This is a genomic window from Rhizobium sp. YAF28, from assembly GCF_052113285.1.
GTDB lineage: Bacteria > Pseudomonadota > Alphaproteobacteria > Rhizobiales > Rhizobiaceae > Rhizobium.
Window position 1 is genome coordinate 721,861 of the sequence record NZ_JBFRCX010000001.1, and the last position, 25,119, is coordinate 746,979.

The following is a 25,119-nucleotide window of genomic DNA, read 5'->3' on the forward strand; positions in this document are numbered from 1 at the left end:
GGATATCGCCATGGACAAGATCGTGCCGGCAACCGCCTATGATGTCGAAGCCATCCGCAGGGATTTCCCGATCCTTGCGGAGAAGGTGCATGGCAAGCCGCTGGTCTATCTGGACAACGGCGCCTCCGCACAGAAGCCGCAGGCGGTGATCGATGCGATCTCGCATGCCTACAGCCACGAATACGCCAATGTGCATCGCGGCCTTCACTACCTGTCGAATGCCGCAACTGAAGCCTATGAAGCGGCGCGCGAAAAGGTTCGCCGCTTCCTGAACGCGCCTTCGGTTGATGACATCGTCTTCACCAAGAACTCGACCGAGGCGATCAACACCGTCGCCTACGGTTGGGGCATGCCCAAGATCGGCGAGGGCGATGAGATCGTGCTGACGATCATGGAGCACCACTCCAACATCGTGCCCTGGCATTTCATCCGCGAACGGCAGGGCGCGAAGCTCGTCTGGGTTCCTGTCGATGACGAGGGCGCCTTCCATATCGAGGATTTCGAGAAGAGCTTGACCGACAAGACCAAGCTCGTCGCAATCACCCATATGTCGAATGCGCTCGGCACCATCGTTCCGGTCAAGGAAGTCTGCCGCATTGCCCATGAGCGCGGCATTCCGGTGCTGATCGACGGTTCGCAGGGTGCCGTGCATCTGCCCGTCGACGTGCAGGATATCGATTGCGACTGGTACGTCATGACCGGTCACAAGCTCTATGGCCCGTCGGGCATCGGCGTGCTCTACGGCAAGAAGGACCGGCTGAAGGAGATGCGGCCCTTCCAGGGTGGTGGCGAGATGATCTTCGAGGTGAGCGAGGATATCGTCACCTATAATGATCCGCCGCACCGTTTCGAGGCTGGCACGCCGCCGATCGTGCAGGCGATCGGGCTTGGTTATGCGCTCGACTATATGGACAAGATCGGCCGCGAGAATATCGCGGCCCACGAGGCGGATCTGACTGCCTATGCCGAGGAGCGGCTCAAGGCGGTCAATTCGCTGCGCGTCTTCGGCAATGCGCCCGGCAAGGGCGCCATCTTCTCCTTCGAGTTGGCGGGCATTCATGCCCATGACGTCTCGATGGTGATCGACCGCCAGGGTGTTGCCGTTCGCGCTGGCACGCATTGCGCCATGCCGCTCTTGAAACGCTTCGGCGTGACCTCCACATGCCGTGCATCCTTCGGCATGTATAATACCCGCGCCGAGGTGGATGCGCTCGCAGATGCGCTCGACTATGCGCGCAAGTTCTTTGCTTGAGGAAGAAGCCATGAGCCTGAATGAAGAGAAGATCGACGTACGCGAAGGCATCGTGCATTCCAGCATTCCCGAAGCGGAGCTGGCGCGTCTCAGCGACGACGTGATCGGCGCTCTCAAGACCGTCTATGACCCGGAAATTCCAGCAGACATCTTCGAGCTCGGCCTCATCTACAAGATCGACATCGAAGACGACCGCATGGTGAAGATCATGATGACGCTGACGGCCCCCGGCTGCCCGGTTGCCGGCGAAATGCCGGGATGGGTGGAAAATGCCGTCGGCGCTGTTGAAGGCGTTTCGGGCGTCGAGGTCGCCATGACCTTCGATCCGCCGTGGACGCCGGAGCGCATGTCCGAAGAGGCGCAGGTCGCTGTCGGCTGGTATTGATCGATTAAGGTGATCGCCTTACATTGAATCATGAAGCACCGGATCTTGACCCCGGTTGCGGAAGGAGATTGAGCCCATGGGCTTTGCAGTAATGAGCATGACGGAAGCTGCCGCAGAACGCGTGAAGGCGATCGTTGGCAACGGTGGACCGGATGCCAAGGGCATTCGTGTCGGTATCAAGAAAGGCGGCTGCGCCGGGATGGAATATACCATCAACCTGGTGATGGAGGCCAATGCCAAGGACGACCTGATCGAGCGTGACGGTGCCAAGGTCTGGATCGAGCCGTCAGCCGTTCTCTACCTGCTCGGCACCGAACTCGGCTTCGAAACGACGACGCTACGTTCCGGCTTCATCTTCACCAATCCGAACCAGACATCGGCCTGCGGCTGCGGTGAGTCCGTCGAGCTGAAGCCCGCCGATCTGGCAGCGCTTGCCGCACGCGGCGATGCCGTGGTTCCGGCTCAGCATTAAAGCGTGTCGCGATCTTTCCGATCGCGTGACGTGCTTTAAGTCTTTGTTTTGCGCATATCGTTATCGCAAAACCGCTGCACACTTTTGCGCGACATGCTAAGCAATTTTTCATTGAAATTGCCTGATGGCCGCCATAATTGGCGGCCTTTTGATTTTTATGAGCCTGTCCGAGACCGACAAGCGACCAAGAAGAAACGAAGCGGACAATGCTCTTTCTGTTCCTGAAGGGCGCCCTGCTGGGCGTCATCATCACCGCGCCGCTCGGGCCGATCGGAACGCTCTGCATCAACAGAAGCCTCGAGAAGGGGTTCTGGTACGGTTTTTCCGGCGGGCTGGGGACGGCGCTGGGTGACGCGAGCTACGCGCTGGTCGCGGTGACCGGGATTGCTGTTTTCTCCGAGGCCATGTCGACAGCCACTATTCCGCTGGCGCTCGGCGGCGGGCTGATGCTGCTCTGGCTCGGCTGGCGGGGACTGAAGAACAAAGGAAAGATAAAGGCTGCGAAGATCGATGCGGCCGACTTCCTGCACACGACCATCTCGACCTTCCTGCTGACCATCTCCAATCCGGCGACGATCCTCTCCTTCGGGGCGCTGTTTGCCGGCCTCGGCCTGACCGAAGAGACGCGCCGCTTCAGCTCGGCGATGATCGTCTCGGGCGTCTTCCTGGGGTCGCTCCTCTGGTGGTTTTGCCTCAGTGGCGCGGTCAGCCTTGCAAGAGACCGGCTCTCGGCCGATTTCACGGCGAAGGTCGGCCGAGCGACGAGCTATATGCTGATCGCCTTCGGCGCGGTGGCGCTCGGTTCGGTGGCTTATTCGATCGTATAGCGAAGGGCGCTTTAATCGCGCTTGATGCTCATCAGCACATCCCAGAGATCGGCCCCGGTCTCGAAGACTGATGCGTTTGCCTTGTAGCTCTGTTCGGTCCCGACGAGGTCGGTCAGCTCGGTCGCGAAATCCACGCCCTGATCCGTCTCGGTGACGCTTGCCTGCACGCCTGAAGGTTCGACGGACTGGAAGCTGGTGTTCAGCCGGCCATAACCTGGCGTGCTCGCATTGGCGACATTGTTGGCGATCGCACTGGCGCGCGTCGACTGCGCCAGCATTCCCGAGAGAGCCGTATGCGTAATTGCAGAAATGCTCATCGACCGTTTCCCTATTTCCGGACATCCAGCGTTTTACCGACAAGGATTTAGGGAATGCTGAACGGCTTCGGTTAGCGAAAGGCGAGGGGATCTGGGACGGCTGTGCCGGAATGGCACGACAGCCTCAGCGACCGGCTTTCATACCCGCAATCAGGATATCGATGAGTTGCCTTGCTGCATTCCGCCAAGCCGGGCCGCAGCTGATGCTTGCGCCGCCCGCCAGCGCGCGCAAAATGTCGAGAGGGTCCATCGCCAGACGGATTTCTCCGGTGGCGACTGCGCGCTCCACCAGCAGATTGACGGCACCGATAATCAAATCGGCAGAATCCGCATAGAGCTCGGAGGTGCCGCCAACAAGCGAATCCAGCACTTCCGACATGCCATGTTTCGTCACCACATAGTCGACGAACTGGACAAGCCACAGGCGGAGCGCTTCGACAGGCGGATGCGTTTCGGCGAGGCTTTTGGCGGCAGCGGCAAGCTGCGCCGTCTCATTGCGGTAGATGGCGGAAACCAGTGCATCGCGCGTCGGGAAATGACGATAGAGCGTACCGATGCCGACGCCGGCAATGCGGGCGATTTCCTCCAGGCTGGCGCTGGAACCCTTTTCGGCAAATACGGTCTTTGCCGTTTCCATCAACAGAAGGCGGTTGCGTTCGGCATCCGCACGCGGCTTTCGGACGGTGGACCCGTCACTTTTTTCGGCCATTTACGAGAAGTCCCCTTGATAAGCGGAGGCGCCCTCCGTATTTATCTGGAGGCATCCTCTTTTTATTCCATTTGAGGCCGGTGGGCAATGGTTCACCAGTCCGGAGCGGTGCGTCCATGATCAAGGAGATAATCATGAGTGGACTTTTTGGCGCGAGATCGACCACCGACGAGGTGCTCGCCGGCGTCGATCTCAAGGGCAAGCGCGTGCTGGTGACGGGTGTTTCGGCTGGCCTCGGCGTGGAAACCGCACGCGTGCTGGCAGCCCACGGGGCGCAGGTGGTGGGCACGGCACGTGACATTGAAAAGGCGAGGGCGGCAACGGAAGTCGTGCGCGCGGATGCTGCCAATGGCGGCAGCCTCGATATCGTCGAGCTCGATCTTGCCTCTCTGGCAAGCGTGCGCGCCTGCGCCGATGCGCTCATTGCGGATGGCCGCCCCTTCGATGTCGTCATTGCCAATGCCGGCGTGATGGCCGCTCCCTTCGGCCACACCGCCGATGGTTTCGAAACGCAGTTCGGCACCAACCATCTCGGTCATTTCGTGCTGGTCAACCGCATCGCGTCAATCGTCAAATCCGGCGGCCGCGTGGTGATCGTCGCATCCTCGGGCCATCGCATGGCGCCCTTCAGCCTCGACGACCTCAATTTCGAGAGCAAGACCTATGAGCCCTGGGCAGCCTATGCCCAGTCGAAGACCGCAAATATCCTGTTCGCGGTGGAGCTCGACCGGCGTCTTGGCGAGCGCGGCATCCGTGCAACGGCACTGCATCCCGGCGGCATCCAGACCGAGCTCGGCCGTCATCTCGACCCCGGCATGATCGAAGGCATAATGGCGCAGATCAATGCGGCACTCGCCGCCGAGGGCAAACCGCCCTTCCAGTGGAAGACGATTCCCCAAGGTGCGGCTACCTCCGTCTGGGCAGGTTTCGTCGCCCCGGCAGATGCGGTCGGCGGCAGATATTGCGAGAATTGCCACGTCTCCGAAGTGACGGATGCCGAGATCAGCCCGATTTCCGAGGGGGTGCGTTCCTACGCGCTAAATCCCGAGACGGCCAAGGCATTGTGGGCCAAGAGCGAAGAGCTGGTTGGCGAGCGCTTCTAAGCCGCAAATCGTCCCGCTTCGACGCAGATAGAAAGCAGGGGGACTGGGAAACTGGTGCCCCTGCCGAGGAATTGAACCTGGATCGGCTGCAAACCAGACAGCTGCTCTTACGTTGAGCTACGAGGGGCGTAGTGTCTTTGTGCCAGAAATTACGTTCGCAGGCGAACGGAGTTTCGATCGACGGTTAGAGAGTAAGGTTAACCCGGTGCGTAAGGCGATACAGGAGAAGGGTGCCCGGTACAGGGGCAGGCGACCCTTCTCCCTGCTGGTTTTGCAGCGTCCAGCAACGATAGTTACGCAGAGAACCGAAAATGGTTCACTAGTGCGGATGAAAGTCCCGAAAAAGTCTGGCGGCTGTCCTTCATCGTCAGGAATGCATAGCTGCGCATCATCCGTCTCCGCAGCTCCTTGCCAATCGCCGCCGTTCAGGCCTTGATATCGAGGCCCGCTTCGACTGCGGCGGCGATGAATGCCTTGCGTGCATCCTCGCCGGTGCGCTTGCCCTTGATGACGTCGGCGCAGATCAGCAGCGCCTGGTCGAGTGCGGCGCCATCTTCCGTCGGCCAGTCCTCGATCATCGCCCAGGAGGCAGCCTGGGTATTATCGATGGTCACGTATTGGTCGGGCTCTTCGAGGGCGAGGAGTACAGGCTTCGACCATGGCGCCTGCATTCTGGCTTCGCTTTGATCCTGGGGCATTTGTTGTGGCCTTTCTTCGCGCATTCTCTATCAGAATTAGGAAAGCCCCTCCCATGATGGAAGGGGCTTGGATTGCTCAACGCTGGGCGTCTGGCCTGACTGCTATTCAGCTGCCTCTGCGTAGGCCTCAACCGGGGGGCAGGTGCAGATCAGGTTGCGGTCGCCATAGACGTTGTCGACGCGGTTGACCGGCGACCAGTACTTGTCCACGCGGAAGGCACCGGGCGGGAAGCAGGCCTGTTCGCGCGAATAGGGGCGATCCCATTCGCCGACAAGGTCTTCGACCGTATGCGGAGCGTTCTTCAACGGGTTGTTCAGCTTGTCCGAACGTCCCTCTTCGATGTCGCGGGCTTCCTGACGGATCGCCAGCATCGCTTCGCAGAAGCGGTCGAGTTCGGCCTTGGTCTCGGATTCCGTCGGCTCGATCATCAGCGTGCCGGCAACCGGCCAGCTCATGGTCGGTGCATGGAAGCCGCAGTCGATCAGGCGCTTGGCGACGTCATCGACGGTCACGCCGCAGCTGTCGACCAGCGGGCGGGTGTCGATGATGCATTCATGCGCCACACGGCCGGCAGCCGACTTGTAGAGCACGTCGTAAGCGCCCTTCAGACGAGCCGCGATATAGTTGGCGTTGAGGATCGCAACCTTCGTCGCCTGCGTCAGGCCTTCGCCGCCCATCATCAGGCAGTAGCTCCAGGAGATCGGCAGGATGGAGGCCGAGCCGAAAGCTGCTGCGGAGACCGCACCCGAACGGCCGTCCGTTTCCGGATGGCCGGGCAGATGAGGCGCCAGATGCGACTTGACGCCGATTGGGCCCATGCCCGGACCGCCGCCGCCATGTGGGATGCAGAACGTCTTGTGCAGGTTGAGGTGCGAGACGTCGGAGCCGATGTCACCAGGGCGAGACAGACCGACCATGGCGTTCATGTTGGCGCCGTCGAGATAGACCTGACCGCCGTGCTGATGCACGAGGTCGCAGATTTCCTTGACGGTTTCCTCGAACACGCCATGCGTCGACGGATAGGTGATCATGCAGCAGGAGAGATTATCCGCATACTGCTCCGCCTTGGCGCGGAAATCGTCGAGGTCGATATCGCCGTTTTCACGGACCTTGACGACCACGACCTTCATGCCGACCATCTGGGCCGAAGCCGGGTTGGTGCCATGCGCCGAGGTCGGGATCAGGCAGACGTCGCGGTGACCTTGGCCGTTCGCAATGTGGTAATTGCGAATAGTCAGAAGACCCGCATATTCGCCCTGCGCGCCGGAATTCGGCTGCATGGAGAAAGCGTCGTAGCCGGTGACAGCGCAGAGCTTTTCCGTCAGGTCATCGATCATTTCGCGATAGCCGAGCGCCTGGTCGGCCGGCACGAAAGGATGGATGTCGGAAAATTCCGGCCAGGTGATCGGCAGCATTTCGGCCGTGGCATTCAGCTTCATCGTGCAGGAGCCGAGCGGGATCATCGAGCGGTCGAGCGCCAGATCGCGGTCCGAGAGCCGGCGGATGTAGCGGGTCATTTCGCTTTCGGCGCGGTTCATGTGGAAGATCGGGTGTGTCAGGTATTCGCTGGTGCGCAGCAAATCCTTCGGCAGGCGATAGGACGGCTCGAAATCGGCAATCTGGAAATTGCCGCCGAAGGCGCGCCAGACGGCTTCCAGCGTTGCCGGGCGGGTGCGTTCGTCGAGCGACATGCCGATCTTCGTCTGGCCGACCTTGCGAAGGTTGACGCCTTCGGCGACGGCTGCGCGCAGGATGAGGCCCTGCATGTGGCCGACATCGACGGTGATCGTGTCGAAGAAGGTATCCGGCTCGACCTTGTAGCCGAGCTTTTCCAGGCCCTTGGCCATCAGCACTGCCTTTTGGTGGACCTGCTGGGCAATCGCCTTGATACCCTTGGGACCATGGAAGACGGCATACATGGAGGCCATGACGGCGAGCAGGACCTGCGCGGTGCAGATGTTCGACGTCGCCTTCTCGCGGCGGATATGCTGTTCGCGCGTCTGCAGCGACAGGCGATAGGCACGGTTGCCGCGGGCATCGACGGAAACGCCGACGAGACGGCCGGGCATGGAGCGCTTGATGGCGTCCTTGACCGACATATAGGCGGCATGCGGGCCACCGTAGCCGACCGGAACGCCAAAGCGCTGCGAGGAACCAATGGCGATATCGGCACCCATTTCACCCGGCGACTTCAGAAGCGTCAGCGACAGGATATCGGCGGCAACGACGGCGATCGCGCCCGTCTGGTGCAGGCGGGAGATCAGGCCGGTGAAATCCCACACATGACCGTGCGTGCCCGGATACTGGAAGATCGCGCCGAAGACATCGACCGGATCGAGATCGATGAAGGGGTTGCCGACGATGACAGACCAACCGAGCGGCTCGGCGCGGGTCTTGATCAGCTCGATCGTCTGCGGATGGCAGTCGGCATCGACGAAGAACGCCTTGGCCTTCGACTTGGAAACGCGCTCGGCCATGGCCATGCCTTCGGCAGCGGCCGTCGCTTCATCGAGCAGCGAGGCGTTGGCGACGTTGAGGCCGGTCAGGTCGCAGATCATGGTCTGGTAATTCAGGAGCGCTTCGAGGCGTCCTTGCGAAATCTCCGGCTGGTAGGGCGTGTAGGCCGTGTACCAGGCAGGGTTTTCCAGGATGTTGCGCTGGATCACCGGCGGCGTGATCGTGCCGTAATAGCCCTGGCCGATCAGCGAGGTCAGGACCTTGTTCTTGTTGGCGGTTTCGCGCAGCTTGTCGAGCGCTTCGCGCTCCGTCATCGGCGCGCCCCAGACGAGCGGCGCCTTCTGGCGAATGGCGGGCGGCACGGTGGCGTCGATCAGCGCATCGAGGCTCTTGTAGCCGATAACGCCAAGCATATCCGACATTTCAGACGGCGAGGGGCCGATATGACGACGATTGGCGAAGTCATAGGGCTGATAGTCGGTGAACTGGAATTCGGTAGGCGTCGTCATTACGCAGTCAGCTCCTTATAAGCCGCTTCATCGAGCAGGCCATCGGCATCGGCAAGGTTCGTGAGCTTGAGCTTGAAGAACCAGCCAGCACCCTGCGGATCGGAATTGACGAGCGACGGGTCGGCAACGATGGCCGGATTAACCTCGACGATCTCGCCATCGAGCGGGCAGTAGACATCCGAAGCCGCCTTGACGGATTCGACTGTCGCAGCATTGCCATCCTTGGAGAAGGTAGCGCCGACTTCAGGCAATTCCACGAAAACGAGGTCGCCGAGCTGCTCGACAGCGTAGGTGGTGATGCCGACGGTCGCGACATCGCCTTCGAGCTTCAGCCATTCATGTTCAGCAGTAAATTTCAGCATGGAAAAATCCTCTCGCAATAGGGGTCAGCGTTTGTAGGTCGGCGTGATGAAGGGAAGGGCGGAAACGGTGACAGGCAGATACTTGCCACGCACTTCTGCATAGACTTGCGTGCCGGCTGCGGCATGGGAGACCGGAACATAGCCCATGGCGACGGGGCCTTCGACCGAGGGGCCGAAACCACCCGAGGTGACTTCGCCGATCTCGGTCTTGCCCTCGGCATCGGCATAGAGCTTGGCATGGCTACGCACCGGCGCCTTGCCCTCAGGCTTCAGGCCGACGCGCTTGCGGGCCACACCCTTGTCCAGCTCGCCGAGAATGCGATCTGCACCCGGGAAACCGCCGGCGCGCGCACCGCCGGTGCGGCGGGCCTTCTGCATGCCCCATTCGATGGCCGCCTCGACCGGCGAGGTGGTCGTGTCGATGTCGTTGCCATAGAGGCAGAGGCCGGCTTCGAGGCGCAGCGAGTCGCGGGCGCCAAGGCCGATCGGCTCGACATCGGGATGCTCGAGCAACCGGTTGGTGACATCCACGGCCTTGTCGGTGGGAATGGAGATTTCAAAGCCGTCCTCGCCGGAATAGCCAGAACGCGAGACGAGACAGGAAACGTCGTGCAAGCGGCAGTGACGCACGTCCATGAACCTCATGGCGGCGACATCTGCCCAGAGTTCAGCCAGCGCTTCGACGGCGCGCGGGCCCTGCAGTGCGATCAGGGCGCGGTCGAGGACGGTGATCTCGCAGGTGTCGGAAAGATGCTTCTGCAGGTGCGCGATGTCTTGCTCCTTGCAGGCGGCGTTGACGACGACGAAGAGGTGGTCGTCGAGATGGGCGATCATCAGGTCGTCGAGGATACCGCCATTCTCATCCGTGAAAAAACCGTAGCGCTGGCGTCCTTCGGCAAGACCGAGAATATCGACGGGCACGAGGCTTTCGAGCGCAAGCGCCACATCCTCATACTTGCCGGACTTCGCCTTGATGATGAGCTGGCCCATATGGGAGACATCGAAAAGACCGGCGGCGGTACGGGTCTGCAGGTGTTCCTTCATGACACCGGCCGGATATTGCACCGGCATGTCATAGCCTGCGAAAGGCACCATGCGGGCGCCGAGCGACAGGTGCAGCGCGTGTAGCGGGGTTTTCTTGAGGGCAGCAGTATCGTCCAAACGACGCCTCCGGGGTTTGCGCCGGATATTCCGGGCGCGGGCTCAAAACTGAAGGCGCGGTTGCGCCTTGTCTCCTTGAGCCCCCTCTGTCCCTGTGCCTGAGATTGTTATCCCTTCGGCGGACGTTTCGAGAACGCCTCTCTCCAGAGTTCCGTCTGCCCCTTGTGGTCCTTTTGCCTGAGAGTTTCCGGGGCGGTTGCTCCTTCGGCACCGGCATTGCGCGCCGGATTCTCCCAACAAGGTTGCGGCAATTATCCGGGGGTGGCAGGGCTTGGCAAGCAAAATGTCGCGACCGCACAAATTTTTGTCGCGGCTCTGAAAAGCCGGTTGCGGTCCGCGGCAAATGGGCTTTTGCATTCGTAGGCGAAATTGGCTATCGGCAGCCGAGAGCCTTTCCTGATCAGATTGAAACATTCTGATCAGGAAAGGCTCTGAGAGCGAGGAGATATTCGATGAAGATTGTCAGGACATCAGCTTTGGCGGCGCTGCTTTGCGCTTGCGGCTTTGCCGGATCCGCTGTCGGCCAGGACCATCAGCACATGCAGGGCATGGACATGGGCAACATGGGTTCCATGAACATGGCCGCTGACGGCGACGTCGTGAAAGTCGGCGATCTCGAAGTCTCCGGCGGTTTTGCCAAAGCGATGCTGCCCGGCCAACCCGTTGGCGGCGGCTTCTTCACAGTGAAGAACAACGGCTCGACCGATGACCGCCTTGTGTCGGTCACGTCGCCCGATGCCGGCGCGGTACAGCTTCACGAGATGGCCATGAAGGACAATGTCATGAAGATGCGCGAGCTGAAGGATGGCATTGCGGTTCCCGCGGGCCAGACCGTGGAGCTTTCGCCCGGCAACCTGCATCTGATGTTCCAGAAAGTGAAGACGCCCTTCAAGCAGGGCGACAAAGTACCGGTCACACTGACTTTCGAAAAGGCTGGAAAGGTCGATCTGGTGCTCAACGTGCTGTCGGCCCAAGGCAAATAAGTGCTGAAAAACAAAAGCCCGCGACCAAAGTCGCGAGCCTTGCTCCTCCCAGCAATATTTAAATCTCAGACATCCTCGTAGGACTGCAGGGCCTGCTGCAAGCCTGCCTGTGGCTGCCGATAACCCTTGGTCATGAGATCAAGCGCAACTTCGGTATTCTGGATGATATTGGTCGATTCTTCCGGATCTTCGCCGCTTTGATTGAGCTGGCGTTCGGCAATCTTTCGGGCCTCCCGCGCGGCCGTGCCCGTCGCCACGCGCTGAGGAATGCGCAGGGATTCGAAGGCGAGGGCAGCTGTACTTGCCGATATGGAAACAAGCTGTGTCATGCGCCCGTCATACCGGTGCGATCTTCGCGTTCGGCTTAAGAAAATCATTCGCATTTTACCGAATGGTAAGAATTCCGCAGATGCGATTGGAATCAGGATGGAATCGCAATAAACCGGAGGCATGTTCCAGGCTCTGCTCGTCGCGGTCGGCGGCGCAATCGGTTCGCTTCTGAGATATTATGTCGGCCTGGGTTCGTTGCGGCTCATGGGGCCGGGCTTTCCCTGGGGCACGCTTATCGTCAATGTCGTCGGCTGCTTCATCATCGGTGTCTTTGCCGAGATGATCATGCGCCGTTTCAATGCATCGGTGGAGCTGAGGCTGCTGCTGATCACCGGTTTTCTCGGAGGTTTCACCACCTTCTCCGCCTTCTCTCTGGATGCGATCACATTGTTCGAGCGCGGTGATGTATTTGCCGGCGGCATCTATATCACAGCAAGCGTCGGGCTTTCGATGGTTGCCGTCATGGCCGGCCTCGGCCTGATGCGCGTGTGGCTCTGATTTCGATTCCGATTTCCGTTTTGTGAAAAATGCTCTAAAGGCAGCGGCAAGAGAGGCGCCGGCTCCGACCGCGCCCATATTTTCCGAAAGAATTCCATGGCAGGTATAGAACACATCAAGGTGGAGCCCGATGAAGCGGGCATGCGGCTCGACCGCTGGTTCAAGATCCACTATCCGGGGCTCGGCTTCGGTCCGCTGCAGAAGCTGCTGCGCTCCGGCCAGGTGCGTGTCGATGGCGGCCGCGTCAAATCGGATGCGCGTGTGCAGCCCGGCCAGATGGTGCGCATACCGCCACTCGATGTCGATGCCAAGGCGAAGTCCGGGCCGATCGCCGGCAAGGACCTCAAGCATTCGAGTGATTTCGAGCTTCTCTCCCGCATGGTGCTGCATGAAGACGAAAAGGTCATCGTGCTCAACAAGCCGCCCGGCCTTGCGGTGCAGGGCGGCTCCGGTGTCGCAAGGCACATCGACCAGATGCTGGAAGCCTGGACCAGCCCGAAGGGCGAGAAGCCACGCCTCGTTCACCGCCTCGATCGCGATACATCAGGTGTACTCGTCATTGCCCGCACGCGCGGTGCCGCCCAGAAGCTGACGGCCGCCTTTCGCGAGCGCGACACCAAGAAGACCTACTGGGCGCTGGTGAAGGGCGTGCCGCGCAAGCACGAGGACAAGATCTCGACCTGGCTCGTCAAGGAACCGACGGCCGATGGTGACCGCATGCGCATTGCCAAGCACGGCGAGGATGGCGCCGATCACGCGATTTCCTTCTACCGCGTCCTGGAGACGGCGGCACAGAACCTCGCATGGCTGGAGATGGAGCCCTATACCGGCCGCACCCACCAGCTGCGCGTCCATGCACTGCATATCGGCCACCCGATCATCGGCGATCCGAAATATTACGACGAGGATCCCAACTGGGATTTCCCCGGCGGCATCCAGAAGAAGCTGCATCTGCACGCGCGTCACATCGACATCCCGCACCCTTCGGGCGGGCGTCTGCGCATCAGCGCGCCACTGCCACCGCATATGGTGCAGACCTGGAACCTCCTCGGTCTCGACCTTGCAGGCGCCGAAAGGGACAGCGAATGAAGCTCGCGCTTTTTGATTGCGACGGCACGCTGGTCGACAGTGCCGGGCTGATCCACGAAACGATGCGCCGCACCTTCGATAAGTTCGGTAAGCCAGAGCCTCGGTTTGAAGACACCAAGGCCATTATCGGTTTGACGCTCGATATCGCCATTGCCCGCATGCAGGGCAAGCCGCATGTCGAGCAGGAAGATATCGACATGACGGCGCATTACAAATCGCTGTTTTCGGTCGTGCGGCAGGATCTCGACTACCGGGAGCCGCTCTTTCCCGGCATCCGCGAGATGATCGACGCCATCAGCGGGCGCGAGGATCTGTTGATCGGCGCGGTGACCGGCAAGTCCCGGCGCGGGCTGAACCTTGTCATGGAAACGCACGGCTTCGACAAGCATTTCACCGTCGCGCGCACCGCCGACGATTGCCCCTCCAAACCGCATCCGGCCATGGTGACGGAGTGCTGCGACGAAACCGGAATGAATGCCGCTGATGCCATTGTCATCGGTGACGCGATTTACGATATGCAGATGGCAAAGGCTGCCGGTGCCAAGGCGATCGGCGTTGCCTGGGGCTATGCCAGCGTGGATGAGCTGATCGCCAACGGCGCCGATGCGATTGCCTACCATCCGAACGAGATATTGCGCCATTTTTCCTGAGGTGAGCCCATGCGCGACCTGCTGAACGACCTTTCCGAAGGCCTGAGCCATCCCGATCCGATCCGCCGCGCGCAGATCCAGATGAAGAAGCCGCTGCCGAAGCGCTTCTATCAGGCCGTTGCCGTTGCGCCCCACGAGGATCGTTTTGCGATCGAACTCGATGGCAAGATGGTGCGCACGCCGGCCCGTCAGATCCTGGCCGTACCGAGCGAGACGCTGGCAAAGCTCGTTGCCGCCGAATGGGATGCGCAGGCCGAGGTGATCGATCCGTCGCTGATGCCGGTGACGCGCCTCGTCAACACGGCAATCGATGGTGTCGCGACCGACACACAGGCCGTCTTCGAGGATATCCTGCGCTTTTCGTCGAGCGACCTGCTCTGCTACCGCGCCGATGGCCCGGAAAAGCTTGTCGAGCGGCAGACGGAGCGCTGGGATCCGGTGCTCGACTGGGCAGCCGCCGATCTCGGCGCGCGCTTCATCCTCGTCGAGGGCGTGATGCATCATGAGCAGCCACGCGAGGCAATCGCCGCCTTCGGCTTGGCATTGCGCCGGCACGACAGCGCACTGGAGCTGGCGGCCCTACACACGGTAACGACGATCACCGGTTCGGCGGTGCTGGCGCTTGCCATTGCCGAAGGCGAGATCACGCCTGACGAAGCCTGGTCGCTCGCCCATCTCGATGAGGACTGGACCATCGAACATTGGGGAAGCGACGAAGAAGCCGAGCAGCGCCGGGCCAAGCGTTTTGAGGATTTCAAAGCCGCGACGGATGTTTTTTTCGCGCTAAGGGCCTGAATCATATTGCGTTGATGGGCTTTATGACCAAATCTGCGACTCCAGACGGGGATGTGCGGGAATTTGGAATGAATTGGCCGAGGTTGAGATTTTGCCTGATAGCGCTTGCATGCGTGGCGCTAACGGCCTGCGCCAGCCTCATGCCGAAGAAGCAGGAAAAGCCTGTCTATGACGTGCGCGGCGCCGTCGTGCTCTCGAGCACGACTATGTCGGCGGAATTGCTTTCCGGCATCAGCGATCGTGTCAATGCCGCGATTCGCGGGACGGTCCGTACCAGCGAATTGCCGCGTGTGGTGCTGACGATCCGCATCGTTTCCGTCGCAAAGGGCCTCGGGTTCCAGAAGGACCGCAATGTCGCGAAGGTGAGCATCGATGCCGCCTCCGTGGAAGACGGATCTGTGATCGCCGTGACCTCCTTCGAAGTCACAAGCATGACCGCCGATCCTAACCTGGCCGACGACATTCTGGCGGAAGATATCGCCGCGCGCGTGCGCTCCGCCTTCGCACTCAGCGGACGCTAGATCATTTCGTTTTTCTTCGAAACCCGGAAATGATCTATCTCTTTGTTTTAACGCAATTCCGGACGCAAAACCGCTGCACACTTTTGCTGGAATTGCTCTAGCTGTAAAATCGGCCGTCAACGGCGGCGAGGGGAGATCATGAAGGATATTCTGGAAGAGCTCGAACGCCGCCGTGGTATCGCTCGTCTCGGTGGCGGACAAACGCGCATCGACGCGCAGCACCAGCGCGGCAAACTGACGGCACGCGAACGCATCGATCTCTTTCTCGACGAAGATTCCTTTGAAGAGTTCGACATGTTCGTGGAGCACCGCTCCACCGATTTCGGCATGGACAAGAGCCGCATTGCCGGCGACGGCGTGGTGACCGGCTGGGGCACGGTCAACGGCCGTACCGTCTTCGTCTTCGCCAAGGATTTTACCGTCTTCGGCGGCTCGCTCTCGGAAGCCCATGCCGAGAAGATCATCAAGGTGCAGGATATGGCGCTGAAGAACCGCGCGCCGATCATCGGCATCTATGATGCGGGCGGCGCGCGTATTCAGGAAGGTGTCGCGGCCCTTGGCGGTTATGCCGAGGTCTTCCAGCGCAATGTGCTGGCTTCTGGCGTTATTCCGCAGATCTCCGTCATCATGGGGCCGTGCGCTGGCGGCGACGTCTATTCGCCTGCCATGACGGATTTCATCTTCATGGTGCGCGATACGTCCTACATGTTCGTGACCGGTCCCGATGTGGTGAAGACCGTCACCAACGAGACTGTTACGGCCGAAGAACTCGGCGGCGCGAGCGTGCATACGACGCGCTCTTCGATTGCCGACGGCGCCTATGACAATGATGTCGATACGCTCCTGCAGGTGCGCCGGCTTATCGATTTCCTGCCGCAGTCGAACACCTCGCCGGTGCCTGAGATCGAATGTTACCAGTCGGTGACCGATGCCGACAATTCGCTGGATACATTGATCCCGGCCAATGCCAACAAGCCCTACGACATCAAGGAGTTGATCCAGAAGGTGGCGGACGAGGGGGATTTCTTCGAGATACAGGCGAGCTTCGCCAAGAACATCGTCTGCGGCTTCGGGCGCATCGAGGGCTCGACTGTCGGTTTCGTCGCCAATCAGCCGATGATGCTTGCCGGCGTGCTCGACAGCGACGCCTCGCGCAAGGCGGCGCGCTTCGTGCGCTTCTGCGACTGCTTCAACATTCCGATCGTCACCTTCGTCGATGTGCCGGGCTTCCTGCCGGGCACGGCGCAGGAATATGGCGGGCTCATCAAGCATGGCGCCAAACTGCTCTTCGCCTATGCGGAGGCGACCGTGCCGAAGCTGACCGTCATTACCCGCAAGGCCTTCGGCGGCGCCTATGACGTGATGGCGTCGAAACATCTGCGGGGCGATCTCAACTATGCGTGGCCGACGGCGCAGATCGCCGTCATGGGCGCCAAGGGCGCCGTCGAAATCATCTTCCGCAAGGATATCGCCGATCCCGAAAAGATCGCGGCGCATACGAAAATGTATGAGGATCGCTTCCTGTCGCCTTTCGTGGCGGCCGAGCGGGGCTATGTCGACGAGGTGATCATGCCGCATTCGACACGGCGCCGACTGGCTCGCGGCCTGAAGATGCTGCGGAACAAGGATCTCAGCAATCCCTGGAAGAAGCACGACAACATCCCGTTGTGAACGAATAAAGGAGGTTCTTCAGGTGTTTATCCACTGTCGAAGTTGTGAACGCCTGTCAGCAAACTGTGTCTTCAATCCCTGTTAGAGACACGGTAACGCTCGGCAGTACACCCTTAAGGAGAGTCTTTATGTCAACTTTCGAGCGTCTATCCGCCTACCGCCCCTATGGTCTGGCCGCTCTCAGAATCATGACCGCGCTTCTGTTCATCGAGCACGGAACGATGAAGCTTTTTGGCTTCCCGGCAGCGCAGGGCGACGGCCCGCTGTCCACTTTGTTCCTGGTAGCGGCACTGCTGGAAACCTTTGGCGGTATCCTCATTCTCATCGGCTTCGCAACACGGCCGGTGGCCTTCCTGCTGTCGGGCGAAATGGCGATCGCCTATTTCATGGCGCATATGCCGCACAGCTTTTTCCCGGCTCTCAACCAGGGCGACGGCGCGATCCTGTTCTGCTTCGTCTTCCTCTACCTGTTCTTTGCCGGCGCCGGTGCATGGTCCGTCGATAACAGAAACGCGACAGCCTAAAGCGCGTCGCGATCTTTCAGATCGGCTTGCTGCGCTTTAGGTCTTTGTTTTTACGCGTGTCGTTGTCGCAAAACCGCTGCACACTTTTGCGCGACATGCTTTAACAGAAGAGGCTGCGGGTGCTTCATCGCTCGCAGCCTCTTCTTCATTTCAGATACTTCTCTTTCAGGCGGTCATTTTGAGGCCGGCAATGCCGGCGACGATCAGCGCGATGCAGATCAGACGAGAGGCGCTTGCCGCGTCCCCCAGAAGCCAGATGCCGAGCAGCACAGTGCCGACCGTGCCGATACCGGTCCAGATCGCATACGCGGTGCCAATGGGCAGGCTTTTGACGGCAAGACCGAGCAGGATGATACTCACCACCATGGAAATGACCGTGAGGATCGTCGGCATCGGACGGGTGAAGCCATCGGTATATTTCAGACCGATTGCCCAACCGCATTCAAAAAGGCCAGCGAGAAAAAGCAGGAACCAAGCCATCATACTCTCCTTGTCAAGAGCGAGGCCGTCCCCGCGACTTTGCGACCCGGACTGATCCGAGCGCCGCAGTCGTCTGCGTCACATCCCATATGTACGAGGGAACGGCTGACTTCAAGCTAGGAATTGGCATAGCTGCCATGCCACCCGATTCCAGCACGCGAGGCGATGATCACGCATTCTTTGCCCGGCGGCAGAGACGGTCGAAGGTTTCCAGGAAACGCGAACGGTCTTTCGGGCTGAAGGAAGCGTTGTAGCCCTTGCTCTCGCCGGTTTCACGCAGATGCGCGCCGAGATCGCGCATGGCACTTGCCATGCCTATATTGGTTTCATCAAAGACGCGACCGGTCGGGCCTGTGACAAAGGAGCCCTTGGCAACGCAACGAACCGCAAGCGGCACATCGGCGGTGACGACCACATCTGTCGGGCCGGTATTGTCGGCAATCCAGTTGTCGGCAGCGTCGAAGGCGTTGGAGACGATGACGTTGCGCACCATCGGATCGCGCGACGGGCGGAGGCCCGAATTGGCGACGAAGGTCACTTCCATGCCGAGGCGTTCGGCCACTTTCAGGATTTCGGGTTTGACGGGGCAGGCGTCCGCATCGACATAGATCATGGCGATATCCTCACGCCAGCTGGGTGGCCGGCTGGCGGACCATGTCGAGATGGGGAATTCCGTCTTCCAGATATTCCTCCGAGGTTTTCATGAAACCGAAGGATTCGTAGAAGCGGCGCAGATGCGCCTGCGCCGAAAGCGCGATGGGATTTTCCGGATAAAGCCGCTCGCAGGCGGCGATCGATTCGGTCATCAGCGCGTCACCGAGCCGCTTGCCGCGATGGGTGGGCGAGACGACGACGCGGCCGATCTTTACCGGATCCTGCGCGCTGTATGGCTTCAGGAGCCGCGTCGAGCCGAGCAGTTCGCCGTCATCCAGCAGCCGCAGATGCAGGGCGTCGATATCCTTGCCGTCGAGTTCCGCATAGGAGCAGTTCTGCTCGACGACGAAGACGTCGACACGCATCCTCAAGAGATCGTAGAGCTCCCGCGCGGAGAGCTCATCGAGACCCTTGAGGTCGGCCATGTAGGCAGGCGTGGCCATCAATAGACCACGACGCCACGGATGCTTTCACCCTTGTGCATAAGATCGAAGCCCTTGTTGATGTCTTCGAGCGGCATTGTGTGTGTGATCATCGGGTCGATCTGGATCTTGCCTTCCATGTACCAGTCGACGATCTTCGGCACGTCGGTGCGACCGCGGGCACCACCGAAGGCCGTACCCATCCAGTTGCGGCCGGTGACGAGCTGGAAGGGACGCGTCGAGATCTCCTGGCCGGCGCCTGCGACGCCGATGATGATGGACTTGCCCCAGCCGCGGTGGCTCGCTTCCAGCGCTTGGCGCATGACCTTGGTGTTGCCGGTGCAATCGAACGTGTAATCGGCGCCGCCGATCAGGTCGCCGTGGCGCTTCGTCATGTTGACGAGATAGGGCACGATGTCGTCACCGACTTCCTTCGGGTTGACGAAATGCGTCATGCCGAACTTCTCGCCCCATGCCTTCCGATCCGGGTTGATATCGACACCGATGATCATATCGGCACCGGCAAGACGCAGACCCTGCAGAACGTTGAGGCCGATACCGCCGAGACCGAAGACGATGGCCGTCGCGCCCATCTCGACCTTGGCCGTGTTGATGACGGCACCGATGCCGGTCGTCACACCGCAGCCGATGTAGCAGATTTTGTCGAAGGGCGCGTCCGGATTGACCTTGGCAACGGCGATCTCCGGCAGGACAGTGAAGTTGGAGAAAGTCGAGCAGCCCATATAGTGGTGGATCTTGTCCTTGCCGATCGAGAAGCGGGAGGTGCCATCCGGCATCACGCCCTGGCCCTGGGTCGCGCGGATCGAGGTGCAGAGATTGGTCTTGCGCGAGGTGCAGGAATAGCACTCGCGGCATTCCGGCGTGTAGAGCGGAATGACGTGGTCGCCCTTCTTCACGGACGTGACGCCCGGGCCGACGTCGACGACGATGCCTGCGCCCTCATGGCCGAGGATTGCCGGGAAGAGGCCTTCCGGATCAGCGCCCGACAGCGTGAAATCGTCGGTGTGGCAGATGCCCGTCGCCTTGACCTCGACCAGCACTTCGCCGGCCTTCGGACCTTCCAGCTGAACAGTCATTACCTCAAGCGGTTTTCCTGCCTGAACGGCAACGGCGGCGCGAACATCCATCTTCGATCTCCTCGTGATTTGCGTGTCGGACTCTTGCACGCCCGGCAAGGATGGCTCAAGCGGAAAAAGGACTTGGAGCGCCATCCGAAAATCGGTTCCGACTTTCGGGCTGATGCTTTAGGCGAATTCCATGATGACGGCATCGACCGCGAGGCTCTCGCCGGGAGCGGCCTTGATCTTGCCGACAACGAGGTCGCGCTCGGCACGCAGCACGTTTTCCATCTTCATGGCTTCCACCACGGCAAGCGTTTCGCCCGCCTTGATCTCCTGGCCCTCGGAGACGGCAATGGAAACGACGAGGCCGGGCATGGGGCAAAGCAGCAGCTTGGACGTATCCGGCGGCAGCTTGACGGGCATCAGACGGTCAAGCTCGGCATGGCGGGGCGTAAAGACACGCGCCTTGACCGACAGGCCCTGCCAGTCGATGCGCAGGCCGTTGAGGATCGGGCGGATCTGCGCCGTCACCTGCCGGCTGGCGACCCTGCCGTGCCAGACCGGATCGCCCGGTCTCCAATCGGTGACAACGGTTTCCGTGCGGCCGCCGACCTCCATTTCCATTTCGAAGGGAATGGTGACGAGGCCATCGACCAGTTTGACCGGCACATAATTGCCGCCGAGCTTGACGACCCATTCTTCGCGGAGCGGGCCGCTGGGGTGACGCAGGCGATCGGCGAAGCCTTCGCGCCTGATAGCATCGACCAGGGTCGCCGACAGCGCGATAGCCGCAAGGGCTGCCTCCTCCGAAGCATCCGGCGCGATCGGCGCAAAGCCCTCAGGATATTCCTCGGCAATGAAGCCGGTGGAAAGACGCCCTTCGCGCCAGCGCGGATGTTTCATCAGTGCTGCGAGGAAGGGAACGTTGTGCTCGATGCCATCGACCACGAAGGCGTCGAGCGCCTGTCCCATCGCTTCCACCGCCTGCAGACGGCTCGGCGCCCATGTGCAAAGCTTGGCGATCATCGGGTCGTAATACATGGAGATCTCAGCGCCTTCGAAGACGCCGGTATCGTTACGGATGATCACATCGCCGTTGCGGCCTTCGGCCGGCGGGCGGTAGCGCGTCAGGCGGCCGATCGAGGGCAGGAAGTTGCGGTAGGGATCTTCCGCATAGAGGCGGCTTTCGACCGCCCAGCCCCTCAGCTTGATATCCTTCTGGGCGAAGGGCAGCTTTTCGCCGGCGGCGACACGGATCATCTGTTCGACGAGATCGATGCCGGTCACCAGTTCCGTCACCGGGTGCTCGACCTGCAGGCGGGTGTTCATTTCGAGGAAATAGAAATTGCGGTCGCGATCAACGATGAATTCCACCGTGCCGGCGCTCTGATAGTCGACGGCCTTTGCCAGCGCCACCGACTGTGCGCCCATGGCTGCTCGCGTTTTTTCATCAAGGAAAGGCGAGGGCGCTTCTTCGGCGACTTTCTGGTTCCGGCGCTGGATGGAGCATTCGCGCTCGCCGAGATAGACGACATTGCCGTGGGCATCCGCCAGAACCTGGATTTCGATATGGCGCGGATCGACGACATATTTCTCGATGAAGACGCGGTCGTCGCCAAAGGAGCTTTTGGCTTCAGAGCGGGCGCGGTCGAAACCGTCGCGCACTTCCGCTTCGTTCCAGGCAATGCGCATGCCTTTGCCGCCGCCGCCGGCCGAGGCCTTGATCATCACGGGATAACCGATCTCGGCTGCGATCTTTTCAGCGTGGGGTACATCCTCGATGACGCCGAGATAGCCTGGAACGGTCGAGACCTTGGCGGCATTGGCGAATTTCTTCGATTCGATCTTGTCGCCCATCGCCATGATGGCCTTGGGCTTCGGGCCGATGAAGATGATGCCTTGTTTTTCCAGCGCCTCGCAGAAGGAGGCGCGTTCCGACAGGAAGCCGTAGCCGGGATGCACGGCTTCAGCACCTGTCTCCTTGCAGGCGGCGATGATCTTGTCAGCGACAAGATAGCTTTCGGCGGCCGGAGCAGGGCCGATATGGACGGCCTCATCCGCCATCTCGACATGCAGAGCATCCCGATCCGCATCCGAATAGACTGCAACGGTGGCAATGCCCATGCGGCGCGCGGTTTTGATCACGCGGCAGGCAATCTCGCCGCGATTCGCGATCAGGATTTTCTTGAACATCGAGACTCCACCCAGGAAATGCGTTCCGGAGTTTTACGCATAAAAAGCCGGAACGCACAATTGGGCTGAAGAATCAGAGGCAGTCTGAAGATTTGGGAGATCAGGCAACTGCGGCTGCGGCGACAGGCTCTTCGTCGATGATGCGCAGCCAGCGGCTGCGCCTCGGCTGGGCATAATCCCGGAGTTCGACCGAAGCCATGATCTCGCCCCAGCGCTGATGATTGGCGCCTGATAGCGTTGTCGTCTCGATGCGCTGCAGGACGCCATATTCGATCGACGAAACGCCGATGACGCCGCCTTCGCTGACGCTTCTCAAAACGCGCATGACGTAATCCACGTCCTGCCGTGTGATGCTCCTGCGGTCGGTGGCACGGGTCAGCTTGTAACCGCCGATATCCTCGCCGAGCGCCAGGCGGAGCTGATCCAGCGCTAGCGCCCGCAGCTCATCGGGCACGTGAGCGCTGAGTTCCATGACGTGCAGGATGAGCTCAAGCTCGAGCGCGGAATTCACGACGCCGTCGGTCGTGAACATGCGCACGATCCATGCGACGTTGATCTCGTCCAGCGAGCCCTGCGGATAGGTATAATCGACGATGAAGCCTGCCAGCTGTTCAACGAAGAACGTGTTCCATTCGGCGCATTTTTCGGGGCAGGAATTATTGAGCGCTAACATCACCACGACATGATCGGATGTCCGGATTCCCTCCGGAAAGGTGTGTTTGCGCAGCAGCACTATGTCTTCGGCCGTCAGCCGATGCTTCCCGGCGATGACACACGCCGGAAAAGCGAGACGGAACTCACTCATGTTTTATCTCCAGACTTCATCATGAAGTCGGAAATGGTTTTAGCGATCCCGAATTGAAGATCCCTCAAGAAGCAGGGTTAACCTTCGATGCCGCATTTCGTGCGGATTTTAGTGATCGCGCCTGGAGACGCTCGCGCCAGATGATAAAAAGCCCCGATGCAACAATGATGGCGATGCCGATCCATTTGGAAACATTCGGAAAATCGCCGAAGAGGGCGTAACCAAGCACGGTCGCCGAAATGATCTCGAAATACTGGAACGGAGCGAGCAGCGAGAGCGGCGCCAGCCGGAAAGCCTTAACAACCAGCATGTGCGCATAGCCCGAAATCGTGCCGAGAATGAGCAGCAGCACGAGGCCGAGCCAGGAGGCGGGCAGGGAGGGCGTGAAGTCGGCACTGCCGATGCTGTTTCCGACGAAAAGTGCCGCGGTCATGAAGATCGTGCCGCCGATGCCGGACATGGTCTGCATCGTCAGCGGCGAATCCGCCTCGCCGATGGCGCGATTGAGGAAGAGATAGAGCGAGAAGAGAAAGGCGCAGAAGACTGGCAGCAGTGCTTTCAGGCCGAAGATCTCATAGCTGGGCTGGATGACGATCATGGCGCCGCCGAAACCGACGACAATTGCCATCCAGCGCCGCCAGCCGACCTTGTCTCCCAGGAAGAGCGCGGAAAGCGCCGTCAGCATGAAAGGCTCGACGAAATAGATGGCGAAGACATCGGCGAGCGGCATGTATTTGACTGCGACGAAGAAAAGCAGGCTCGCCGCACCATGCAGCGCGCCGCGCAGCAGGTTCATCCACGGGCGTTTGGCCGACAGAGCCCGCATGCCGAACATGGCAAAGAGGATCGGCAGGGTGCAGACGAGCTGGAAGAAGAAGCGGTAGAAGGTTACCTGTCCGGGCGACATGCCCTCGAAGGTCGCCATATATTTGGCGATCGCATCCATCGTCGGCAGGATGGCCATGGCACCGGCCATGATGGCCATGCCCTGGAGCGGATTCTGTGCGGAGGGAGATTCGGACATGATGGCTGCTTCTTGCGGATGGTGTCATGAACCACAGGAAGCCTGGGCAATCAAGGACGGCAATCAGGGACAGTGTCCGGTATCGTTGACGGTTTCGCCGAAGATTTCTTCGAAGGCGGCACGCAAGCGGATATCGGCATCGGTCATCATGACCGGCAGGCCGAGATCGACGAGGCTGGTGACGCCATAGGCCGAGATACCGCAGGGCACTATGCCACTGAAATGATCGAGATCGGGATCGACGTTGAGCGACAGGCCGTGGAAGGTCACCCATTTGCGCAGGCGGATGCCGAGTGCCGCAATCTTGTCTTCCGCCATGGTGCCGTCAGGCAGCAGGGGTCTCTCCGGCCGGCGGACCCAGACGCCGACGCGATCTTCGCGGCGTTCACCGCGCACATTCATCGAATCGAGCGTGCGGATGATGACCTCTTCCAGTGCAGCGACGAAGGCACGCACATCCTGCCTGCGGCGCTTGAGATCGAGCATGACATAGGCGACCCGCTGGCCGGGGCCATGATAGGTGTATTCGCCGCCGCGTCCTGTGGCGAAGACCGGAAAACGATCCGGCTGGACGAGATCTTTAGCATCGGCGCTGGTACCCGCCGTATAGAGCGGCGGATGTTCCAGCAGCCAGACAAGCTCGTCGCCGCCATCTGCAATATCAGCCACTTCCCGTTCCATCGTCTCCACCGCTTCCTGATAGGGAACGAGCCCATCGGCGATGCGCCAGCGAACGGGGCGCGAACCAAGTTTCGGGAGCATGGAGAAGTCGAGATCGGTGCGTAGCATGGCAGTCCTTGACGCTATCCGCAAAAAGAGAGGGCGGGCGCGGGCTTCTATATGGACGCAGGCGCAGAGCGATTCAATCGCTCTTTGCGGCGGGCAGCCGTCTCACAGATGCAATCAGCCGGTGCCAGCAGGCGTTGCTGTGATATCCACGAGGGGCGGTATCGGCGGGAAAGGGCTGCCGCGCGCTCGTCTTGCGGCAAGGACATCAGCACCGGAGAACTAAGCCTATGGCCAAAAAAGAAAAAACCCGCCGAAGCGGGTTTCTTTGGTGCGGTCGAGAAGACTCGAACTTCCACGGGTTGCCCCACAGCGACCTCAACGCTGCGCGTCTACCAATTCCGCCACGACCGCATCGT

At 60.5% G+C, this 25,119-nt stretch carries 27 protein-coding genes, 2 tRNA genes, 1 pseudogene and 1 riboswitch; of the genes and pseudogenes, 13 read left to right on the forward strand and 17 right to left on the reverse strand.

From position 1 onward, the window contains the following. Positions 1-10: 10 nt before the first annotated feature. From AB4Z13_RS03740 to AB4Z13_RS03755, 4 genes are all read left to right on the forward strand, one after another. Entirely contained in the window at positions 11-1,252 is a 1,242-nt protein-coding gene (locus AB4Z13_RS03740) for a cysteine desulfurase (RefSeq protein WP_112968179.1), read from the forward strand. Positions 1,253-1,262: 10 nt separating this feature from the next. Beyond that, a complete protein-coding gene (locus tag AB4Z13_RS03745; RefSeq protein ID WP_113325606.1) occupies positions 1,263-1,637 on the forward strand; it encodes an SUF system Fe-S cluster assembly protein in 375 nt (124 codons plus the stop codon). A gap of 76 nt (positions 1,638-1,713) precedes the next feature. Then, positions 1,714-2,109 (forward strand): Fe-S cluster assembly scaffold SufA, encoded by a 396-nt coding sequence (gene sufA, locus AB4Z13_RS03750; protein ID WP_113325605.1) that lies wholly within the window; start codon positions 1,714-1,716, stop codon positions 2,107-2,109. Positions 2,110-2,315: 206 nt separating this feature from the next. After that, positions 2,316-2,936, forward strand: coding sequence for a LysE family translocator (locus AB4Z13_RS03755; RefSeq protein WP_113325604.1), 621 nt, complete (start codon positions 2,316-2,318; stop codon positions 2,934-2,936). 11 nt (positions 2,937-2,947) lie between these two features. On the opposite strand, the gene AB4Z13_RS03760 is transcribed toward AB4Z13_RS03755, so the two are convergent. Both AB4Z13_RS03760 and AB4Z13_RS03765 read right to left on the reverse strand, forming a co-directional pair. Continuing rightward, positions 2,948-3,253 (reverse strand): flagellar basal body protein, encoded by a 306-nt coding sequence (locus AB4Z13_RS03760; RefSeq protein WP_310388179.1) that lies wholly within the window; start codon positions 3,251-3,253, stop codon positions 2,948-2,950. A 124-nt stretch (positions 3,254-3,377) separates the two neighbouring features. Beyond that, a complete protein-coding gene (locus AB4Z13_RS03765; RefSeq protein WP_439015072.1) occupies positions 3,378-3,962 on the reverse strand; it encodes a TetR/AcrR family transcriptional regulator in 585 nt (194 codons plus the stop codon). A 134-nt stretch (positions 3,963-4,096) separates the two neighbouring features. Between AB4Z13_RS03765 and AB4Z13_RS03770 the strand changes: the two genes are divergently transcribed. Next, the gene (locus tag AB4Z13_RS03770) at positions 4,097-5,065 is read left to right on the forward strand and encodes an SDR family NAD(P)-dependent oxidoreductase (RefSeq protein ID WP_442205849.1); all 969 of its coding nucleotides are present in this window, start codon (positions 4,097-4,099) and stop codon (positions 5,063-5,065) included. Between the two features lie 52 nt (positions 5,066-5,117). Here AB4Z13_RS03770 and AB4Z13_RS03775 read toward each other — a convergent pair. The 5 genes from AB4Z13_RS03775 to gcvT all read right to left on the reverse strand — a co-directional run bounded on the left by AB4Z13_RS03775 (position 5,118) and on the right by gcvT (position 10,253). Beyond that, positions 5,118-5,193 (reverse strand) — tRNA-Thr (locus AB4Z13_RS03775). 297 nt (positions 5,194-5,490) lie between these two features. Continuing rightward, a complete protein-coding gene (locus AB4Z13_RS03780; RefSeq protein ID WP_442205922.1) occupies positions 5,491-5,736 on the reverse strand; it encodes a DUF982 domain-containing protein in 246 nt (81 codons plus the stop codon). Between the two features lie 129 nt (positions 5,737-5,865). Continuing rightward, positions 5,866-8,730 carry an aminomethyl-transferring glycine dehydrogenase gene (gene gcvP / locus AB4Z13_RS03785; protein ID WP_442205850.1) on the reverse strand — a complete coding sequence of 955 codons (2,865 nt, stop codon included), beginning with the start codon at positions 8,728-8,730 and terminating at the stop codon, positions 5,866-5,868. After that, positions 8,730-9,092 carry a glycine cleavage system protein GcvH gene (gene gcvH, locus AB4Z13_RS03790; RefSeq protein WP_113325599.1) on the reverse strand — a complete coding sequence of 121 codons (363 nt, stop codon included), beginning with the start codon at positions 9,090-9,092 and terminating at the stop codon, positions 8,730-8,732. Before gcvH ends, gcvP begins: the two co-directional genes overlap by 1 nt. 24 nt (positions 9,093-9,116) lie before the next feature. After that, positions 9,117-10,253, reverse strand: a complete 1,137-nt coding sequence (gene gcvT, locus AB4Z13_RS03795) for a glycine cleavage system aminomethyltransferase GcvT (RefSeq protein WP_442205851.1) — start codon at positions 10,251-10,253, stop codon at positions 9,117-9,119. 155 nt (positions 10,254-10,408) lie between these two features. Continuing rightward, a riboswitch (glycine riboswitch) is annotated at positions 10,409-10,500 on the reverse strand. Positions 10,501-10,759: 259 nt separating this feature from the next. Here gcvT and AB4Z13_RS03800 point away from each other — a divergent pair. Next, positions 10,760-11,236 (forward strand): annotated as a pseudogene (locus AB4Z13_RS03800) (copper chaperone PCu(A)C); the annotation flags it as partial. A 65-nt stretch (positions 11,237-11,301) separates the two neighbouring features. Here the strand turns inward: AB4Z13_RS03800 and AB4Z13_RS03805 are convergent. Next, a complete protein-coding gene (locus tag AB4Z13_RS03805; RefSeq protein WP_439015065.1) occupies positions 11,302-11,565 on the reverse strand; it encodes a hypothetical protein in 264 nt (87 codons plus the stop codon). Between the two features lie 121 nt (positions 11,566-11,686). Between AB4Z13_RS03805 and crcB the strand changes: the two genes are divergently transcribed. The 7 genes from crcB to AB4Z13_RS03840 all read left to right on the forward strand — a co-directional run bounded on the left by crcB (position 11,687) and on the right by AB4Z13_RS03840 (position 17,314). Continuing rightward, positions 11,687-12,064 (forward strand): fluoride efflux transporter CrcB, encoded by a 378-nt coding sequence (gene crcB, locus AB4Z13_RS03810; protein ID WP_442205852.1) that lies wholly within the window; start codon positions 11,687-11,689, stop codon positions 12,062-12,064. Between the two features lie 96 nt (positions 12,065-12,160). Next, the gene (locus tag AB4Z13_RS03815) at positions 12,161-13,153 is read left to right on the forward strand and encodes an RluA family pseudouridine synthase (protein WP_442205853.1); all 993 of its coding nucleotides are present in this window, start codon (positions 12,161-12,163) and stop codon (positions 13,151-13,153) included. Then, on the forward strand, positions 13,150-13,803 hold the full coding sequence (locus AB4Z13_RS03820; RefSeq protein WP_442205854.1) for an HAD-IA family hydrolase: 654 nt from the start codon (positions 13,150-13,152) through the stop codon (positions 13,801-13,803). The genes AB4Z13_RS03815 and AB4Z13_RS03820 overlap by 4 nt, the downstream gene beginning before the upstream one ends. A gap of 9 nt (positions 13,804-13,812) precedes the next feature. After that, positions 13,813-14,598, forward strand: a complete 786-nt coding sequence (locus AB4Z13_RS03825; RefSeq protein WP_442205855.1) for an ATP12 family chaperone protein — start codon at positions 13,813-13,815, stop codon at positions 14,596-14,598. Between the two features lie 68 nt (positions 14,599-14,666). Then, positions 14,667-15,119: a hypothetical protein gene (locus AB4Z13_RS03830; RefSeq protein WP_442205856.1), complete on the forward strand. Its 453-nt coding sequence runs from the start codon at positions 14,667-14,669 to the stop codon at positions 15,117-15,119. Positions 15,120-15,257: 138 nt separating this feature from the next. Beyond that, positions 15,258-16,790, forward strand: a complete 1,533-nt coding sequence (locus tag AB4Z13_RS03835; protein WP_442205857.1) for an acyl-CoA carboxylase subunit beta — start codon at positions 15,258-15,260, stop codon at positions 16,788-16,790. A 128-nt stretch (positions 16,791-16,918) separates the two neighbouring features. Beyond that, the gene (locus tag AB4Z13_RS03840) at positions 16,919-17,314 is read left to right on the forward strand and encodes a DoxX family protein (RefSeq protein ID WP_439015052.1); all 396 of its coding nucleotides are present in this window, start codon (positions 16,919-16,921) and stop codon (positions 17,312-17,314) included. Positions 17,315-17,479: 165 nt separating this feature from the next. On the opposite strand, the gene sugE is transcribed toward AB4Z13_RS03840, so the two are convergent. The 9 genes from sugE to AB4Z13_RS03885 form a co-directional block, all read right to left on the reverse strand. After that, the gene (sugE, locus tag AB4Z13_RS03845) at positions 17,480-17,794 is read right to left on the reverse strand and encodes a quaternary ammonium compound efflux SMR transporter SugE (protein ID WP_113325762.1); all 315 of its coding nucleotides are present in this window, start codon (positions 17,792-17,794) and stop codon (positions 17,480-17,482) included. Positions 17,795-17,963: 169 nt separating this feature from the next. Further along, positions 17,964-18,407: a YaiI/YqxD family protein gene (locus AB4Z13_RS03850; protein ID WP_007826122.1), complete on the reverse strand. Its 444-nt coding sequence runs from the start codon at positions 18,405-18,407 to the stop codon at positions 17,964-17,966. A 10-nt stretch (positions 18,408-18,417) separates the two neighbouring features. Continuing rightward, complete coding sequence (locus tag AB4Z13_RS03855; protein WP_442205858.1) at positions 18,418-18,891, reverse strand: GNAT family N-acetyltransferase; 474 nt, start codon at positions 18,889-18,891, stop codon at positions 18,418-18,420. Further along, complete coding sequence (locus AB4Z13_RS03860) at positions 18,891-20,018, reverse strand: S-(hydroxymethyl)glutathione dehydrogenase/class III alcohol dehydrogenase (RefSeq protein ID WP_007826120.1); 1,128 nt, start codon at positions 20,016-20,018, stop codon at positions 18,891-18,893. Before AB4Z13_RS03860 ends, AB4Z13_RS03855 begins: the two co-directional genes overlap by 1 nt. A 117-nt stretch (positions 20,019-20,135) precedes the next feature. Beyond that, positions 20,136-22,145, reverse strand: coding sequence for an acetyl-CoA carboxylase biotin carboxylase subunit (locus AB4Z13_RS03865; protein WP_442205859.1), 2,010 nt, complete (start codon positions 22,143-22,145; stop codon positions 20,136-20,138). A gap of 100 nt (positions 22,146-22,245) precedes the next feature. After that, positions 22,246-22,950: a hypothetical protein gene (locus tag AB4Z13_RS03870; protein ID WP_442205860.1), complete on the reverse strand. Its 705-nt coding sequence runs from the start codon at positions 22,948-22,950 to the stop codon at positions 22,246-22,248. A gap of 64 nt (positions 22,951-23,014) precedes the next feature. Then, positions 23,015-23,974 carry a DMT family transporter gene (locus AB4Z13_RS03875; RefSeq protein WP_113323421.1) on the reverse strand — a complete coding sequence of 320 codons (960 nt, stop codon included), beginning with the start codon at positions 23,972-23,974 and terminating at the stop codon, positions 23,015-23,017. Between the two features lie 63 nt (positions 23,975-24,037). Further along, a complete protein-coding gene (lipB, locus tag AB4Z13_RS03880) occupies positions 24,038-24,763 on the reverse strand; it encodes a lipoyl(octanoyl) transferase LipB (RefSeq protein ID WP_037102521.1) in 726 nt (241 codons plus the stop codon). A gap of 266 nt (positions 24,764-25,029) precedes the next feature. Beyond that, a tRNA-Leu gene (locus tag AB4Z13_RS03885) sits at positions 25,030-25,114 on the reverse strand. Positions 25,115-25,119 lie beyond the last annotated feature (5 nt).

Coding starts and splice junctions, on each gene's coding strand:
- AB4Z13_RS03875 (WP_113323421.1), bottom strand. CDS start 23,974: ATGTCCGAATCTCCCTCCGCACAGAATCCGCTCCAGGGCATGGCCATC.
- AB4Z13_RS03745 (WP_113325606.1), top strand. CDS start 1,263: ATGAGCCTGAATGAAGAGAAGATCGACGTACGCGAAGGCATCGTGCAT.
- AB4Z13_RS03740 (WP_112968179.1), top strand. CDS start 11: ATGGACAAGATCGTGCCGGCAACCGCCTATGATGTCGAAGCCATCCGC.
- AB4Z13_RS03780 (WP_442205922.1), bottom strand. CDS start 5,736: ATGCAGGCGCCATGGTCGAAGCCTGTACTCCTCGCCCTCGAAGAGCCC.
- AB4Z13_RS03835 (WP_442205857.1), top strand. CDS start 15,258: ATGAAGGATATTCTGGAAGAGCTCGAACGCCGCCGTGGTATCGCTCGT.
- AB4Z13_RS03860 (WP_007826120.1), bottom strand. CDS start 20,018: ATGGATGTTCGCGCCGCCGTTGCCGTTCAGGCAGGAAAACCGCTTGAG.
- sufA (WP_113325605.1), top strand. CDS start 1,714: ATGGGCTTTGCAGTAATGAGCATGACGGAAGCTGCCGCAGAACGCGTG.
- AB4Z13_RS03865 (WP_442205859.1), bottom strand. CDS start 22,145: ATGTTCAAGAAAATCCTGATCGCGAATCGCGGCGAGATTGCCTGCCGC.
- AB4Z13_RS03850 (WP_007826122.1), bottom strand. CDS start 18,407: ATGATCTATGTCGATGCGGACGCCTGCCCCGTCAAACCCGAAATCCTG.
- gcvH (WP_113325599.1), bottom strand. CDS start 9,092: ATGCTGAAATTTACTGCTGAACATGAATGGCTGAAGCTCGAAGGCGAT.
- AB4Z13_RS03755 (WP_113325604.1), top strand. CDS start 2,316: ATGCTCTTTCTGTTCCTGAAGGGCGCCCTGCTGGGCGTCATCATCACC.
- gcvP (WP_442205850.1), bottom strand. CDS start 8,730: ATGACGACGCCTACCGAATTCCAGTTCACCGACTATCAGCCCTATGAC.
- AB4Z13_RS03815 (WP_442205853.1), top strand. CDS start 12,161: ATGGCAGGTATAGAACACATCAAGGTGGAGCCCGATGAAGCGGGCATG.
- AB4Z13_RS03825 (WP_442205855.1), top strand. CDS start 13,813: ATGCGCGACCTGCTGAACGACCTTTCCGAAGGCCTGAGCCATCCCGAT.
- AB4Z13_RS03820 (WP_442205854.1), top strand. CDS start 13,150: ATGAAGCTCGCGCTTTTTGATTGCGACGGCACGCTGGTCGACAGTGCC.
- AB4Z13_RS03770 (WP_442205849.1), top strand. CDS start 4,097: ATGAGTGGACTTTTTGGCGCGAGATCGACCACCGACGAGGTGCTCGCC.
- AB4Z13_RS03870 (WP_442205860.1), bottom strand. CDS start 22,950: ATGAGTGAGTTCCGTCTCGCTTTTCCGGCGTGTGTCATCGCCGGGAAG.
- crcB (WP_442205852.1), top strand. CDS start 11,687: ATGTTCCAGGCTCTGCTCGTCGCGGTCGGCGGCGCAATCGGTTCGCTT.
- sugE (WP_113325762.1), bottom strand. CDS start 17,794: ATGGCTTGGTTCCTGCTTTTTCTCGCTGGCCTTTTTGAATGCGGTTGG.
- AB4Z13_RS03830 (WP_442205856.1), top strand. CDS start 14,667: ATGAATTGGCCGAGGTTGAGATTTTGCCTGATAGCGCTTGCATGCGTG.
- AB4Z13_RS03765 (WP_439015072.1), bottom strand. CDS start 3,962: ATGGCCGAAAAAAGTGACGGGTCCACCGTCCGAAAGCCGCGTGCGGAT.
- AB4Z13_RS03855 (WP_442205858.1), bottom strand. CDS start 18,891: ATGGCCACGCCTGCCTACATGGCCGACCTCAAGGGTCTCGATGAGCTC.
- AB4Z13_RS03805 (WP_439015065.1), bottom strand. CDS start 11,565: ATGACACAGCTTGTTTCCATATCGGCAAGTACAGCTGCCCTCGCCTTC.
- AB4Z13_RS03760 (WP_310388179.1), bottom strand. CDS start 3,253: ATGAGCATTTCTGCAATTACGCATACGGCTCTCTCGGGAATGCTGGCG.
- AB4Z13_RS03840 (WP_439015052.1), top strand. CDS start 16,919: ATGTCAACTTTCGAGCGTCTATCCGCCTACCGCCCCTATGGTCTGGCC.
- lipB (WP_037102521.1), bottom strand. CDS start 24,763: ATGCTACGCACCGATCTCGACTTCTCCATGCTCCCGAAACTTGGTTCG.